Annotated in this window: 15 protein-coding genes; 8 read left to right on the forward strand and 7 right to left on the reverse strand. The window is 40.8% G+C overall.

The annotated features are described in order from the left end of the window. Positions 1 to 9: 9 nt before the first annotated feature. Together tnpA and MSWHS_RS15995 are read right to left on the reverse strand one after the other, a co-directional pair. A complete protein-coding gene (gene tnpA / locus MSWHS_RS15990; protein ID WP_231585484.1) occupies positions 10 to 402 on the reverse strand; it encodes an IS200/IS605 family transposase in 393 nt (130 codons plus the stop codon). Positions 403 to 537: 135 nt separating this feature from the next. Beyond that, positions 538 to 990 (reverse strand): hypothetical protein, encoded by a 453-nt coding sequence (locus tag MSWHS_RS15995; RefSeq protein ID WP_048128599.1) that lies wholly within the window; start codon positions 988 to 990, stop codon positions 538 to 540. A 357-nt stretch (positions 991 to 1,347) separates the two neighbouring features. On the opposite strand from MSWHS_RS15995, the gene MSWHS_RS16000 reads away from it, so the two are divergent. The 4 genes from MSWHS_RS16000 to MSWHS_RS16015 all read left to right on the forward strand — a co-directional run bounded on the left by MSWHS_RS16000 (position 1,348) and on the right by MSWHS_RS16015 (position 4,430). Beyond that, the gene (locus MSWHS_RS16000; protein ID WP_048128597.1) at positions 1,348 to 2,358 is read left to right on the forward strand and encodes a phosphatase PAP2 family protein; all 1,011 of its coding nucleotides are present in this window, start codon (positions 1,348 to 1,350) and stop codon (positions 2,356 to 2,358) included. Between the two features lie 186 nt (positions 2,359 to 2,544). Next, a complete protein-coding gene (locus MSWHS_RS16005; RefSeq protein ID WP_048128595.1) occupies positions 2,545 to 3,192 on the forward strand; it encodes an HD domain-containing protein in 648 nt (215 codons plus the stop codon). A 104-nt stretch (positions 3,193 to 3,296) separates the two neighbouring features. Beyond that, complete coding sequence (locus MSWHS_RS16010) at positions 3,297 to 3,986, forward strand: histidine phosphatase family protein (protein ID WP_048128594.1); 690 nt, start codon at positions 3,297 to 3,299, stop codon at positions 3,984 to 3,986. 150 nt (positions 3,987 to 4,136) lie between these two features. Continuing rightward, positions 4,137 to 4,430, forward strand: coding sequence for a hypothetical protein (locus MSWHS_RS16015; protein ID WP_197073960.1), 294 nt, complete (start codon positions 4,137 to 4,139; stop codon positions 4,428 to 4,430). Positions 4,431 to 4,994: 564 nt separating this feature from the next. Here the strand turns inward: MSWHS_RS16015 and MSWHS_RS16020 are convergent. After that, positions 4,995 to 7,118, reverse strand: coding sequence for a PAS domain S-box protein (locus MSWHS_RS16020; protein ID WP_369798991.1), 2,124 nt, complete (start codon positions 7,116 to 7,118; stop codon positions 4,995 to 4,997). Positions 7,119 to 7,386: 268 nt separating this feature from the next. Here MSWHS_RS16020 and MSWHS_RS16025 point away from each other — a divergent pair, with 268 nt between their 5' ends. Continuing rightward, positions 7,387 to 7,617: a ferredoxin gene (locus MSWHS_RS16025; RefSeq protein ID WP_048128588.1), complete on the forward strand. Its 231-nt coding sequence runs from the start codon at positions 7,387 to 7,389 to the stop codon at positions 7,615 to 7,617. 137 nt (positions 7,618 to 7,754) lie between these two features. On the opposite strand, the gene MSWHS_RS16030 is transcribed toward MSWHS_RS16025, so the two are convergent. Continuing rightward, positions 7,755 to 8,627, reverse strand: a complete 873-nt coding sequence (locus MSWHS_RS16030; RefSeq protein WP_082088119.1) for a winged helix-turn-helix domain-containing protein — start codon at positions 8,625 to 8,627, stop codon at positions 7,755 to 7,757. Positions 8,628 to 8,950: 323 nt separating this feature from the next. On the opposite strand from MSWHS_RS16030, the gene MSWHS_RS16035 reads away from it, so the two are divergent. The 3 genes from MSWHS_RS16035 (at position 8,951) to MSWHS_RS16045 (ending at position 10,786) form a co-directional block, all read left to right on the forward strand. Then, entirely contained in the window at positions 8,951 to 9,178 is a 228-nt protein-coding gene (locus tag MSWHS_RS16035; protein ID WP_048128586.1) for a hypothetical protein, read from the forward strand. Between the two features lie 785 nt (positions 9,179 to 9,963). Beyond that, a complete protein-coding gene (locus MSWHS_RS16040; protein WP_048128584.1) occupies positions 9,964 to 10,164 on the forward strand; it encodes a hypothetical protein in 201 nt (66 codons plus the stop codon). A 184-nt stretch (positions 10,165 to 10,348) separates the two neighbouring features. Further along, on the forward strand, positions 10,349 to 10,786 hold the full coding sequence (locus MSWHS_RS16045; RefSeq protein ID WP_048128582.1) for a CoA-binding protein: 438 nt from the start codon (positions 10,349 to 10,351) through the stop codon (positions 10,784 to 10,786). A gap of 499 nt (positions 10,787 to 11,285) precedes the next feature. Here the strand turns inward: MSWHS_RS16045 and MSWHS_RS22470 are convergent, their stop codons facing one another. Genes MSWHS_RS22470 through MSWHS_RS21085 form a run of 3 tightly spaced genes read right to left on the reverse strand, consistent with a single transcriptional unit; the run spans position 11,286 to position 13,903 of the window. Beyond that, entirely contained in the window at positions 11,286 to 11,564 is a 279-nt protein-coding gene (locus MSWHS_RS22470) for a restriction endonuclease subunit S (protein ID WP_082088118.1), read from the reverse strand. Next, positions 11,564 to 12,013, reverse strand: a complete 450-nt coding sequence (locus MSWHS_RS16050) for a hypothetical protein (protein WP_048128580.1) — start codon at positions 12,011 to 12,013, stop codon at positions 11,564 to 11,566. The genes MSWHS_RS22470 and MSWHS_RS16050 overlap by 1 nt, the downstream gene beginning before the upstream one ends. A 45-nt stretch (positions 12,014 to 12,058) precedes the next feature. After that, positions 12,059 to 13,903 (reverse strand): N-6 DNA methylase, encoded by a 1,845-nt coding sequence (locus MSWHS_RS21085; RefSeq protein WP_052722757.1) that lies wholly within the window; start codon positions 13,901 to 13,903, stop codon positions 12,059 to 12,061. Positions 13,904 to 14,435 lie beyond the last annotated feature (532 nt).

A 14,435-nucleotide genomic window follows, 5' to 3' on the forward strand; every position in this document is an offset into this window, starting at 1 on the left:
TAAGGTTACTTATCCTGTCGATGCGATAAAATACGATCTTGACCAGAACGTATCTTTCCATAACATAGTTTTTACTTCAGGGAAGTTTTTATGAATCTCCCTTGAAGTTATTATTTTTGTGGTGTTGATATATTTTGGAATATCAAGTGAAGGTTTTGCTGAAAATAATAAGTGAAAATGGTCTTTGTCACACTCGATATTCAGCACTTCAACATCAAATGTTTCACTTATGGTATGGATTTTTGTTTTGAGAAAATCAACAACTAAAGGGTTCGTTAGAGCTTTTCTCCTATATTTCACACACTGAACGAAATGATAATGGGGTGAATATGTAAAATGGCTTCTAAGATTCAGTTTATGCCGTATAGTTATATATATATCTAGATAACTATAAGCATGCATAATTATGTTACTGTTGTTTTGTAGAAGTTGACGGCTTTCATCCCCTACCTGTCGCTTACGCTCCGAGGAAGGGGACTTTCCGCCTTAGAGTTAAAAGCAGAAGAGTTCTTTTAATCTAGGGTCATGATATGGTTTTTACATCTCAACGATCTTTTCGATAACGTCCCTTTCGGAGCGGTAAACCCTGAACTTTGCCACCCTGCCTACCTCCAGCGTATTGAAGTCTTCCCTACTTACCCTGTATTCCCTGACTTCGTCTTCAACGCAGAGCCGCATTCGGACAACGTACTCGATTTCCGGATACATGGTTTTAAGTTTGGTTTCCACTGACTCGTTGATCTGGAAGTTTTCGGTGCCTTCCGGAAGCAATTGTCCACAGGCTTCATCCTGAACCGAGATCCCTTCAGGGCCGCTCTGGAAGATGATAGTCCTATCTTCTCCTTCAACTCCAACGACTTCCTTTTGGAGAACAAAACCAACACCTACTACAGGGGATAAAAATCCCTTGACCGAGATGAAAATAATGGCAGCAAGGAAAATGATAACTGCTCTTTTCTTTCGGGTATCGTCTATCTGGTTCAGCTTCAAGTAATCGACCTCGATTCTTTGGAATACATTGCGCTTCAATTAAATTCCAGGCTTAAATTCCAGGCTCCAATAAATTATCAGGTTTTAATAAAGTCCCGGTTACCGGCTTAGAAGATGGAGTTTAACATGACTGATACATGATTGATGATAATATCCAATTCATGACCGAAATATAATCATATCAATGCTGTCACAATAATAAATATTTTTTTCACATTTTTATTAATTTTTCATACTGAATAAGTAAAGTCAAATACCAAACTTAACATAAACTTTTTACAGATTCTCGGCTTTCCGGATAGAGCTGGATACATTTCTGCCGGTAAGCATTAATCAGGAAATCAGGAGACAAATCCTTTGTTCCAGACAGAACCCATACTTTACCTCCAATCCCTTGGGACCGAATGGTTTACTTTCTTCATGGTTTTGATAACTTCAATGGGGTCTGCCGCCTTTTTTGCTGGCATGATAATCATCACCGCTTTCGGGATCGATTTCAAGAAGGGTTTTCTTCTGTTCCAGCTGCTGCTCTGGACTGCCCTGATTACCGAGACCTTTAAGGCGCTGATTGCCTTTCCAAGGCCGGATTTTGTAGACAGCAGGGTACTTAACCTGGAGGATGGAATCAAAAATACCTCTCCTTTTGATGGAAATGGGGATACAGGCTTTTTCAGACTTCCAGACAGGGAGGTCATTGAGGCTTTCCGTCTTCAGGAGCCCCTTCCCGATTCTCCCTTTGGATTTCCTTCTGGGCATGTCGCACTTACCACCGTGCTCTGGGGAGGAGCCTCCAGTGTCTTCAACAGCAGAACAATCAGTAGGCTGGCTCCCGGAGCAGTGCTGATCGTAGCTTTTTCGAGAATGTACCTGGGAAGGCATTTTCTGGGTGATGTCCTGGGAGGAGCTGTTCTGGGTTTAAGTATCCTGGTCGCTTTTAAGTATTTCCTCAAAGGTCCCCTGAAAGATGAATTTTTCAAAAAAGAGAACTTTAAGCCTGTTTTCAGGCAGAAAAATCTCTTTTTTTACTCTATTATGTTTGTAGTTCCTGTTCTTTTTGCATCCCTGTCTCTTGTAAGCGGTGAAGTAGCAGGCTTTTTCCTTGGTGCGAACACGGCATATCTCCTTATAATACGAAAGGGGTTCCCGGAAGATGCGGGAGACACGGGGCAGCGAGCAACCAGGGTATTTATTGCCCTCATGCTGTTTGGGGTATCAACTCTTGTCCTTGATATCGGATTTGCCACAGTGGAAACTTCCATTTCTCCTGGAGCTACTCTCATAGAGTTTTTAAAAGCTTTCATCCCTGCGCTTACCATATGGGTTTCTGCAGGTATCTGTACAAAGCTTGACCTGTACGGAAGAGAATAAGCAATAGAAAGCCCTCAGGGGATGGAAAAACAGCTCGAGGAACATTAAACGCTCTGTAAATTGAAAGAACTTTAAATTGGGTCTGGCGGCCCTGCAAAAAAAGCAGATGATCTAAAAAAGAAAACTGAGAAATAACTTCAAGTTAATTTTGATCATTAAAAAGAAATAAAAAGAAGGAAATTCTTCATGAGTTATAATTCCAGACCTGCGGAAGATAGCAAATTCTGGGAAGATTTACTGCCCGAACCCCTGCCCCTCGAAGACCTTTTCCATAAATACGGAATTGAACGTAGCCATGCCGATAACGTGGCCCGAAATGCACTCGAACTTTTTGAGATCCTCGCTCCTGTCCACGGGCTGGACTCAGAGTTTCGGAAACTGGTGGAATTGGCTGCCCTCGTGCATGATGTAGGGGTAGCTACTGACTTTGAGAACCACCACAGGGCTGGAAGGGACATCCTGCTTCGCCACCCGCCTGCCGAGTTACCTGAAAGGTTGTGGCCGGTTGTTGCCTGGACGGCTTTCCTGCACAAAAAGAAGATTGGAAAAAAGAAACTTGAGGGTCTTAAAGGAAAGACTTTCGGAAAAATGCCCGAAGCCATGCAGGATATTACCCTGAAAGTGGCCGCCCTTATCCGGCTCGCCGATGCCCTTGACTACAGCCGGATGGAAAGCAGGCTCGGGAAGGCCACTTTCAAAGGTCGGGGAGTCAGGTTCGAAATAATAGGGCAGGGAGCTGCAATTGATGCAGAAAGAATGTACAAAAAAGGTGACCTATGGCACCTGCTCTACGATACGGAACTTGAGTTTAAGCCCCAATTGCATATATCATGAAGGTTTAAATCAAAAAAACCATACCTTAAAACCATACTTTACGGTTATTCTTTAAAACCACTTTTTAAAAAACAAGCATTAAGTCTTGGGATTGGAAGATCTGGATGAATTACCTTATACTTGTACGACATGGGGAATCCGGCTGGAACGTTGATGGCAGATTTGGAGGCTGGGTAGACGTCCCTCTGACAGAGAAGGGGATAGAAGAAGCCCTGCTCTGCGCTGCAGAATTTGAGAAGATCAGGCTGGACATTGCTTTTACTTCGAAGCTGGTCCGGGCGCAGGAAACTCTCTTTCTTATCCTTTCTAAACAGGCAAAGATAGGGGTCTTTGTCCATGAAAAAGAAAACCGGTATTCATATCCCCCTAAAATCGAAAAGAGCCTTATACCTATCTATTCCAGTGAAGCCTTAAATGAGCGCTATTATGGGATACTGCAAGGAAAGAAAAAGGAAAAAATGAAAGAGAAATATGGGGAGGAACAGATCTTTCACTGGTGTCGGAGCTACGACGAAGGGCCTCCTGAAGGGGAGAGCCTCAAAGATATCTACAGACGTGTAGTTCCCTATTTCGAAAGGGAGATCCTTCCTGTTTTTCTGGAAGGAAAAAATGTAATTGTCTGTGCTCACCAGAACAGTTTGAGGGCGCTGATCAAGCATATTGAAAGAATCTCCAATGAAGACATCCGCAAAATCAAATTGGCCAATGCAAGGCCCGTAATCTACACACTTTCCGGAGACAGACTGGTCAGGGAAAATGTTGAAATGGACCCGGCGGTGAAAAGGAACATCTAAGCTTTCTTTTAGCCCTCTCTGAATTCTTTTTTTGGGTCCGTCTGATCGCCTCTGGTCGGTAAAGCATTTGCAGGCATCTATTTGCAGGCAGTTTATATATCGCCCAGGGGCAGGATATAGAGTTCGTGTCCCAATTTAATAAAAAGGCGAATGGAATTAAATATATTTCCCAGAAACTTTAGAATGGATCTGTTTCTGGTTTTAACATATGCTTTCAGCAATGAAATTGTCCACAAGCGGGTTGTCCGGAAACAGGCTCATTCAAAAGCAGGCTCATTCAAAAGCAGGCTCATTCAAAAGCAGGCTCATTTAAAAGCAGGCTCATTTAAAAGCAGGCTTGCTCAGATAAAGGGATGTTCAAAAAAGGAGTTCTCAAAACATCTCAACTGCACACCAGGGCCGGGTTTGTGGTGTGGTAGATGTGTAGATATGGTAGTGTGGTAGATAGTAGATATGGTGGTAGATAATATGTTTGGGTGTTTATGGTACCCGGCCCTGTGAAGTGCAGGTTACGGTTCCAGACATTGGGGTATTTTTTATACTTTGTGGTACTTTTTCAGTCTGTTTGGGGTCTATTCACATGAGTACTGATCTTGTGTCCCCCCATCAGGGTTCACATAGTTGGAACCAATTTACTGGTATGAGCTTTCTGTATTTACAGCTCATTAACTTATAATATATTTCTCATGGTTTTAACTCCCTCCAAACAGGATAATTTCGGAAGACTTATATATGCATAAAAAACCTATAACTTCAAATTCATCCATATGAGATAATTTCTAACTTAACTCTTTTTTTTGGAAATTGTTTCAAGTATCAGTATCTTCCGGCTGTATAATTTTAAAATTGTTAGATTTCTTGATGGGATAAACATATATATTAGTTTTTTTAAAACAAAGATTTTTTTATATGTCATTCTTTTGGTTGAAAAGGGAAAAGGCTAATTTTTCTCTATTTTGTTCTCTGAGCGGGAGAATAAAATTAAAAATAGATATATAATATTATTGATTAAACCCCGGAGGAATTTATTGTTTCTTTTGTTACTTTTGCTTGTTCTGTTCCTTTTGTTTCATACTCTGCAAGCCTGGGGCGTGCGAGAGCGATCAGGACTTCCTGTCCTCTCCATGAACCTCTGCTGAATCTGGTTTCAGCAAAAATCTCGCCCCCTCCCCTGGCAACAAAGGGCACGCTGTACAGGGATGTTTTTCCTTCGAGTATTTCAGAGAAGTTTTTTGCGGCTTTAAGGACCTGGTTCTGGGGATGGAAGGAAAGGATATTTTTTCCAAGGAGTTCTTTTTCCGTATATGAAAGGTGCTTGCGGAAAGCGGGATTGGAATGGACAATGCAGCCTTCATGGTCCACTATAAAAATAAAGTCCTTTATACTTTTAAAGAGCCCCTGGAAATCACTGCTGGTTTGCTGGAGTTCTGCTTTTTCCTTTATTCTGCCGATTTCGTTTCCTAGTTCAAGAGCAATGGTTTCAAGCTGTCTTCTGGAAATTTCGGGAATTTCGTCTGCCTTATGGGAACTTAGCTGCATGACTGCAGCAAGACGACTGCCTGAAAAAACGGGAATAAAAGCAGCTGCTCTGAGCTTTTCTTCAGGTGGTGCCTCAAGAGAAGCCATATTTTTAATCTCAAAATAGTGCCTGTAAACAGGTTTTCCTATCCTGAGCAGGTTTGTCAGCCCCTTAGCTTTCCCAAAACCGGACGCTGCTTTCACAAAAGCAGGGGATAATCCCTTGCAGGTCTTTAGTTTCAGTTCCCAGCTGTTCTCATCCGTAAGATAGATGCAACCTGAATCCAGAGGCTCAACTTCAAGAGCCAGATCAAGGAGCCGCCTTAAGATTTCCTGAAGCTCATCTGTGGAAGTAAGGGCAGTGCCGATATCGCGGCGGAGACGCAGGAAGTCAGAGCTTTGCCTTTTTTCAGTAACGTCTATAACTGTCCCATAGAGGTATTCGATATCCCCTTTTTCATCGGAATGAATAAACGTCTGCTCATTAACCCAGCGGACCTCTCCGGAAGCTGTAAGAATCCTGTATTCCTGGAAAAAGTCTTTTCTGCCTTCGTTATAATTCCTGAAAAGGTTCTCCCTTACCTTTTCAACATCAAGGGGATGAATAATGTCTTCATATGTAAGTTTCCCTGAGGTAAAAGCCCCTGCAGGATAACCAAAAAGGATTATGTTTTCAGTCATGAATTCCACAGGTCGTTTTTCTCTGGGACTGCTCAGAAAGACAACTACAGGGCTGTTGCTGACAATTAATTCCAGGACTTTATTTACTTTTAATGAGTAATAAAGGTCTTTTTTTATTTTCTTTTGCTTGCTGATATCTCTTGCAACTGTAAGAACTGTGCTTTTGCCCTCGTAATCCATTAAATGGGCTTCTACTTCTACCGGGATAGAATTCCCATCTTTTTTCAGATAGGTAGTCTCAAAAGTAATTTTCCCTTTCTGGGATATTTTCTTAACTTGCCTGGGAAACTGGTTTCCATATCTGGTATCGATGTTTGCGGGAGCAAGTTTAAGGAGTTCTTCTCTATCGTACCCCAGGCTCATGCACGCCCCTTCGTTTGTTTCCAGGAATTTTCCATTCCTGTCCAGGATAATTAAAATATCGCCGCTTGAGTTAAGCAAAGAGCTGAATTTTTGCTCCTCCTGCCCCAGCTTTTCTGCAAGCTCCCTGCAAGTGGTTATGTCTGAAACAATCCCGAAGTAACGGCTTATCCTGCTGTTTTTCCCGTACTGGATAAGAGTCCGATCCTCAACCCGGCGAACATCTCCACTTTTTGTAAGGATCCTGTATTCTAGGGTATAGTCTGTAATCCCTCTCTCGGAATTACTTATAACTCCGAAATTAAAAGCTTCAAGGTCTTCAGGGTGAACTATGTCAGCATATAGAATTTTTCCCGCCTTAAAATCAGAAGGTTCATACCCAAAGCATGAAATGTTTGCAGAAGAAAACTCGACCGGAAAGCCAGCTTCGGCTTTTCTTATAAAAATGACCGGTGGAATACTTTCGAGGAATATTTTCAATTCTTCTTTGGATTCAAAAAAGTCAGGCAGCTCCTTTTCAGGAAGCCATTTACCTGTGAATTTGTCCTGAAGGCTTTTTTCCGTAATACTGATCCCCTGTTTAAATTAATATAGGCTGACACCTGTATCTTTAATTTATTTATATAACTGTATATTATAATAATCGAGTCTATTAATAAAACTTTCTTTTTCCTCAAGGATTTTTTCATCACGGTGAAAAGATGTATAAGGGCAATGTAGTTGAACATCAGGAATATGGCTGAACTTTAAGGCTTGAAAGGGTGTTTTGAATGTTAAATTATATATAAAAATCCTTTTAATAACTCTTGTTATGAAATAAACACAATTGGAGGAGTGAAATATGGCTGATAAGACCGATAAAGTTGCGGAAAATGTTCCCGGACCTTATTATGTAGATTATGAATGTATCGCATGCAATTTATGTGTGGATACATCACCAGAGAACTTTAAAATGACTGAAGAGGACTCTAACGCTTATGTATATAAACAGCCGGACACTGATGAGGAAAAGGAAGCCTGTAAGGAGGCATTGGAAAGCTGCCCGGTTGAGGCAATAGGAAATGACGGCTAAAATGGTCTTTTCGATCCAATCCAATTTCCTTAATTTTTTTCTGTTTATCGATTTTTTATTTAGAGTAATTTCTCTAGCTGTTTACAGGTTTTCTACAGTTTTTATGCACAGGTTTTTATGCATCTGTTTTCTGTCCATTATTCTATCAACCCGATTTCCGAATAGATCCTGGAAAGCCCCTGAAGAGTGGAATAACCTTTTCTTGTGATGATATAGTCCCCACGTTCACTCCTCTGTAAAACCATGCTTGTATCAAGTAATTTCTGTAGGTGGAAGAGAAGGTTTCCACCGCGAAGCCCGGTGAGTTTGGATAGTTCGGAAAAGGTCTTACTTTCTCCTGAGAGGGCTTTTAGCATAATGAGGCGTTGTTTGTTGGCAATGGGTTCGCAGATTTCTGGAACCATTTTTTCAGGTTTGAGTTCACTGATGTCAGCATGCTCTGTGCCTTCTGTTTGATCTTCGTAGATCTGGAGGGAACGCATTAGCCTGACCTGTTTTTCAAAAAGGGTAGAAGCTTCCGAAAAACACTTGCTGCACTTTTCGGTTTTTGCATGCTTTTTCAGTTCTATTAGCTTTTCCCTGTATATTTTGATAGTTTCGGAGCTGACTTTCTCTTTTCCGACAAGACCTGCAGTTTCCTGTAAAAGATCCCGGAAAGCGGTCTCACAGAGTTCCCGCATCTGACAGTCCTGGGTCATCCCGTTCTCCATGCGCTCGCCAGCTTCCTCGCAGAGGTAGTTTATCATGGGTTTCATGAAGTTTGTCCTCATCTCGGAAAGCATAAGATCTATATGTTGCTGGTTTGCCCGTTGCAGGAAACGGGAAAACTCATTTCGAAGGGAATTAATTTCTTTTTTTATGGAGTGCAGTTCTTCAAAGTAGTTGCTCTCAACATTATATTTTAAAAAATAGTCAGGGACATTTTCAAGTGAATTTATGGGTTCCCCGGTTACTGACTGTGTATTCTTTCCGTTTAGGTTTGGGCTTTCTGTCAGGGTTTCGGAGTTCATGTCGGGTACCTTCCTGTACTACAGTTTACATTGAAATGGTTTTTATTTTTTCCGCAAAATAATTCTGTTTTATTATGAACTCTTCCTATTAAGGGTCATTTTTCTGTACTGAGTGTTAATTGTACATAATCATGACGCTCAAATATATATGTATTCAACACTTTTTAAAATATGTAAACTATATATTAAGTAATATATGGAGGTATATATAAACGGATCTGATCGAACACCATGCCGCATGGAGGCGTTTTTGCCGCCCATCGCCATATGAAACTGTACAGTCCCCACAAAACGAAGAATACGAAGCACCAAGTTTCGTCGATATGGCAGACTCTTCAGACTATACGCACCCCATCACTGCTTTTGTTTTGAATGCCAGTGGAGAACAGCTTGAAGCCTTCGGCTACCTTAACAAATGGATGCAACACTACGGAATCAGGTTCTGCAATTCCGACTCTTGTGAGTGCGAGCACACCGAGGCCTTCCAGGGAGCTTTACAGTTTGCAGGTCAACGTCTTAGTATGGCAGATCAACGCCCTGACATAAAGTAAGTAGATACACCTATCTTTTCATAGTGCGATAGACCTTTGCCGCTTTTAAATCACACACCACCATGCGGCAAGTGTGTACCTACTTTATTTACATAGGGCTTATGTGGCCTGGAGATAAACTGTCATTTATTCTTCAGGCAATGAGCCCTAATGTTCTTAAATATGTTATCTTATCAATATTTTGCTATATCGACTCTCTTTATTATAATAATCATTATTATTTTTTCTATATATATATTACGGTTGGGTTTTGCCGGATTAGCCAGGCTTCTATTTTTTAATTTCGTATTCTGCTGTGCTTACACATATCTTTTTTACTATTTCACTGTTCTTTTTCCGGCTGTAAAATTTGTCTGAATAGTCAGGCTGCCGTCTTTTTAAATAATTGGGTTTTTATTATTTCCAATAAAATTCCTTATTTTTTTCAATAAAATTTAATAATAATACTTATTTTGTAAAAAAATCTGTTTAAATTAATCTAAAAGTCATTTAATGTAATAATATATCGATTATCTTGAATAAAGGGATTTTTTACCGGTTAATAATGAAAATAACTACGTTTTAATTTTAAACATATTCTCAATATGTATACTTTCAAGCAAAAATACAAAAAGTAGGGATAAAAATAGGGGTAAAAAGTAGAGGTGAAAGTAGATTAATTTGGCACAAATGTCCTAATTATTAAATTTTTAAGGTCATATTTGTGTACAAAAAAACAGATTGTGCAGAATTATGACGCTTAAGTATATAAATCTGTAGTTTAATTAACTGATTGGTGATAATTCATGGAGTTAAAAGACATTAACAACTTCGTAGAGACTGCAAATGAAGAACAGCTCAAGGCTTTCGGTTTCCTCGGCCAGTGGATGATGGATAATGTGCCAAATTACTGCAACTGTCCATCAAAGTGCAACCAGAACTGTGAGCTTGCAAAAGCACTGGGCGGCGCACTCCAGGCTGCCGGGCAGAGACTTCAGGGCCAGTAATTGAAAGAGTAAGCAGAATTCTTACTAGAGTTCTGCTGCCCCTTTATATTCTCCTTTATGTTTTTATTTTTTTGGCTTATGGACCAGGGGTTCACAACACATTTTTTACATGAATGATATATAACGCATAAAATCAAATTATGAATCTATAAGTATGAATCTATAATTCAAGGGGGAATCTAATATGGAACCAACAGCCTCAGATTGGATTAATTTCTGGAACGCAAACAATTTTGCAGTGATTACCGACAATACAAAGCCAGCCATGAAATGGACCGTCTCGGAACTCAAAAAACGGGGCAAAAATGTATATGTCGTTGACCTCTCCGAAAAACCTGCTCCCGACTCCTTGAAAAACGTTTCCGAACTTCCGACTGGCTTGGACCGCGTCGTCATAGGCATAACGAAATCCGACCCCGGAGACCAGATCTCCGTCCTGAAAGAAAAAGGCACAAAAAAAGCCTGGATTCACTGGAGAACCGAAACCGAAAAAGCCCTCAGTGCCTGCAGAGATGAAGAACTCGAATACCTGGCAGGTCGCTGCCCCATGATGTACCTCGGAAGCGGGCTCAGCATACACGGATTGCACAGGACGATTGCAAAGATGACGGGGAAATATTGAAAAAAGGATGGGTTTGATTCGCTATTATGTACTTTTTTGTGTTCAGCTTAAGAGGACTTAAAACAATTCTTATTCTATTTTTTGTTTTAAACGTTTGCTCGTAAATCATACACTGTTGCCTTGATGGGACTTTGTAAATAAATTATTAACCCTTATTTATATATATCATTAAATCAACTAGACTAGTGGGCATCTGGAAAGGTCGTTAAAGACTTGTTTTTAACTCTTTTTTTAACCCCCCCATACCCCCCACTCTCCAATACCCGGATGCCCAATCCCCATATTATCAATATCACTGACAATTCTTTTTTATCCTGGGATTTTTAAAGTTGTGATTTTCAGGGTATCGATGGTGTTATTCCAGAAGCCATGTTATTATCGGCTTTATGAGTATTATCCTGCCCTGCTTTTTCGGACTGGGCTGAGCGTTCGCTCGGTGAAAAGACAGGTCCGAGATAGTGAATATGGTTTTTCGGGAAGATTTTCACAACTCTATTTATTATATTTTGGTGGCGGCTCCTTCTAACAAACCCCTGACAACCGTTTCCATAAGTTTCTCGCTATCTTCCTGAGACTTCCTTAACTTTTCCTCAAGTTCATCACACAAACCCATGAGTTGCTCGACTTTTTCAACGATGCGTTTTTGTTCATTGAGGGGTGGGAGAGGAATTAAAAGATTTTCTATTTGGACTTGGTTTACTGAAGCCTGACCACATGTCTGCTTTGCATCGCCTTCAAATGTTTTCCTGATTTCTCTTGTTTGAAATAGAATATTTATTAGTCATGAAGAGTTTCCTTCATTAATAATCTCACTCTGATATTCTTACTTTCAAAAACTAAAGGTTCACCAAAATCTCGGATAACACCAGCTTTTCCAACAAGTTCCCTGCTATTCACTCGATTAACTAACAGGTCTCCACTTAAAAGTTGATAATTTTTAAGCTCGTCTTCAGTCAAAATCATTCGTTTTAAATCTTTGAGATTGATCTCCCCACCATTGATATTATACATTCTAAGACAGCCGATTCCGTCCTCTGAATAATATTTTGCATGTTTGTATATACCGTTCATCATTGATTCGACAATCTTACCGAATCTTATCCATTCCCAACTTGTAGGTACTTCATATGGTATTTCAATAGTATCTACAACAGGTAAAGGTGAGAATTTTTTAATTTTCCCTTCTTTAACTAGCTGTCTTTTTTCCGCTTCAATCCTCTCAATCAAAACACTTGCCGGCTCATCCTCTGGATTCTGCTCTACAAGTTTCCCCTATACCGCAAGCTGAAGAATCGCCTGCTTTAGTTTTCCAACATTTTCAGGGTTGTCGTAGAGAAAATCAAAATTTTCGCAGATGCGCTGCCAGTTCTGTTCGAATTCTTCCTGATTTTCTGCGCTGAACATTTTGTCAAGGGCGGCGCTGTTGAATTTGCTCTGGATTTCCTGTTTTTTCTGGTGGCGGGCTTCGAGTTTATCGCAGAGGGACATTAGTTCGTCAACTTTAGAGACAATGCGTTTTTGCTCGGCGAGGGGTGGGAGAGGGACGATCAAAGACTTTAAAGATGTTGCATTTACATTTGGCTGACCAGTTACAGCACACTTAGAATAGAGTTGATCCCAGTAAAGTGGGGAATCCGCATATAATTTTAAATACTTAGGGAATATCAAATTATTTGGTACTATTCTAATGAGGTATGAGGCAAAAACCGCATTTAAAGTTAAATTTTCGACCAAGTAGGATTTCCCTATAGTTCCTCCTGTTCGAGCAATGAGTAGGTCATTGTTGTTTAGAGCATAAGCGCCTAACTTATGCTTATCAATTTCACAACCTGGAACCGTTTCCCAATTAACTTTGTTATTTTGAATATCTGTGATTCTAAGCAGTCGAACATCTTTCAAAGTGGTATTTGCAGAAGCTGTATATCCATAATGAATAGCATTTGAAACATGATCCATACGAGTAAAAATCCAGCCTTTTGGAGAATCAAATGGCAGTTCATCTTCTCGCACAGATTGTAAAGGTTTAGTATTTTTTCCGCTCAAAACCGAAGCTGTTTCATCCTCTGGATTTTGTGGCACGAGTTTTCCCATCACCGCAAGCTGCAAAATAAGTTCTCTCAACTTCTGCACCCCATTCGGCGCATCTGTAAGCAGTTCAAAGTTTTCAAAAAATACGTCCGGATTCATGCGTTTTTCCCTGCCAGCGCGTCCATGAGTTCTTTTTTGAGGGCGGTTCGGGTTTCTTCTATTTCGGAAAGGAGGGTCTGGTATTTTTTCCAGCAGTTCTTCAGGGTCCCCGTGGTCGTTTTCAACTGTGTTTGGGTTTTTGATGTCGAGGTTGTAGTTGCTGGCGATTATGTCTTCTACTTTTACTTTCCAGGCGTTTTCACTTTCTTCGCGCTTGGTCCACCAGGCTTTTTCCGGGGCAAATTCTTCTATGCGCATGGGTTTTGTTTTGGAGTAAGACTTGTAGCCGGCGGGGTAGGGGTGTTCGTAGTACCATACTTCTTTTGTGGGTTCGCCTTTGGTGAAGAAAAGGAGGTTGGTTTTTATGCCAGTGTAGGGGCTGAAGACGCCGTTTGGGAGGCGGACAATTGTGTGCAGGTTGCACTCCTCAAGGAGTTTTTCTTTAATGCGGGTCTTTGCGCCTTCGCCAAAGAGGGTGCCGTCAGGGAGGACTATTGCGCAGCGGTCTCCATCTTTTAAAATGTGCATTATCAGGACTAGGAAAAGGTCAGCGGTCTCGCGGGTCTGGAAATTGGTTGGGAAGTTTGTCTCTATTCCGTCTTCTTCCACGCCTCCGAAAGGCGGATTTGTCACTATCATGTCTACGCGGTCTTTCGGGGTGTAGTCACGGAGCGGGCGATCGAGGGTGTTGTCATGGTGGATGCGGGAAGGGACTTCTATTCCGTGGAGGAGTACGTTGGTTATGCAGAGCAGATGCGGAAGCTGCTTTTTCTCAACGCCGGAGATGGATTCCTGTAAAATGCGGTGGTCTTCCACGGAATTCACGTATTTTTCGTGGATGTGTTCTATTGTGCTGGTCAGAAAACCGCCTGTACCACAGGCAGGGTCAAGGATTTTTTCGCCCAGCTTCGGGTCAACCATGTCCACCATGAACTGGGTGACGGCTCTCGGGGTGTAGAACTCGCCTGCATTGCCTGCACTCTGGAGGTCTTTGAGGATTGAGGTCTTTGAGGATTTTTTCGTAAATTGAGCCGAAGGTGTGCAGGTCTTTTGAATTCGTGAAGTCGATATCGTTTATCTTGTTTATGATCTGGTGGATCAGGGTCCCGTTTTTTCTTCTTTTTTGAATCCATTTATACTACCGATTAACATTAAATTGTCAAAATAAATGTTAGTCTGGTTCTCTAACTATTATATTCATGTATTGTAAATTATACATTAAAAATAATATATACTCCGAGTTCATAGTATAACTTACGTTCTCATCAATTGAAAATCCACTAGTAAAAAAGCACCTATTCCAAAAAGATTAACCCCACTAAAAAGATTAAAAAACGAATAAATCTCAACCCACAAGTCAAAACCTCAAACCTCTTCCCAAACTAAAAAAATTAAAAAATGAAAAACTTTCAGCCCACAAATCAGACACTTCAACCCTCTTCTCTATATAAATAAGAAAGTA

Source organism: Methanosarcina sp. WWM596 (genome assembly GCF_000969965.1).
Lineage (GTDB): Archaea > Halobacteriota > Methanosarcinia > Methanosarcinales > Methanosarcinaceae > Methanosarcina.

Excerpts from the sequence above, each read along its gene's own strand:
- MSWHS_RS21085 (WP_052722757.1), bottom strand. The coding sequence starts at position 13,903 with ATGGTGGACATGGTTGACCCGAAGCTGGGCGAAAAAATCCTTGACCCT.
- MSWHS_RS16015 (WP_197073960.1), top strand. The coding sequence starts at position 4,137 with ATGGAATTAAATATATTTCCCAGAAACTTTAGAATGGATCTGTTTCTG.
- MSWHS_RS16025 (WP_048128588.1), top strand. The coding sequence starts at position 7,387 with ATGGCTGATAAGACCGATAAAGTTGCGGAAAATGTTCCCGGACCTTAT.
- MSWHS_RS16040 (WP_048128584.1), top strand. The coding sequence starts at position 9,964 with ATGGAGTTAAAAGACATTAACAACTTCGTAGAGACTGCAAATGAAGAA.
- tnpA (WP_231585484.1), bottom strand. The coding sequence starts at position 402 with ATGCATGCTTATAGTTATCTAGATATATATATAACTATACGGCATAAA.
- MSWHS_RS16005 (WP_048128595.1), top strand. The coding sequence starts at position 2,545 with ATGAGTTATAATTCCAGACCTGCGGAAGATAGCAAATTCTGGGAAGAT.
- MSWHS_RS16010 (WP_048128594.1), top strand. The coding sequence starts at position 3,297 with ATGAATTACCTTATACTTGTACGACATGGGGAATCCGGCTGGAACGTT.
- MSWHS_RS16035 (WP_048128586.1), top strand. The coding sequence starts at position 8,951 with ATGGCAGACTCTTCAGACTATACGCACCCCATCACTGCTTTTGTTTTG.
- MSWHS_RS16030 (WP_082088119.1), bottom strand. The coding sequence starts at position 8,627 with ATGAACTCCGAAACCCTGACAGAAAGCCCAAACCTAAACGGAAAGAAT.
- MSWHS_RS16045 (WP_048128582.1), top strand. The coding sequence starts at position 10,349 with ATGGAACCAACAGCCTCAGATTGGATTAATTTCTGGAACGCAAACAAT.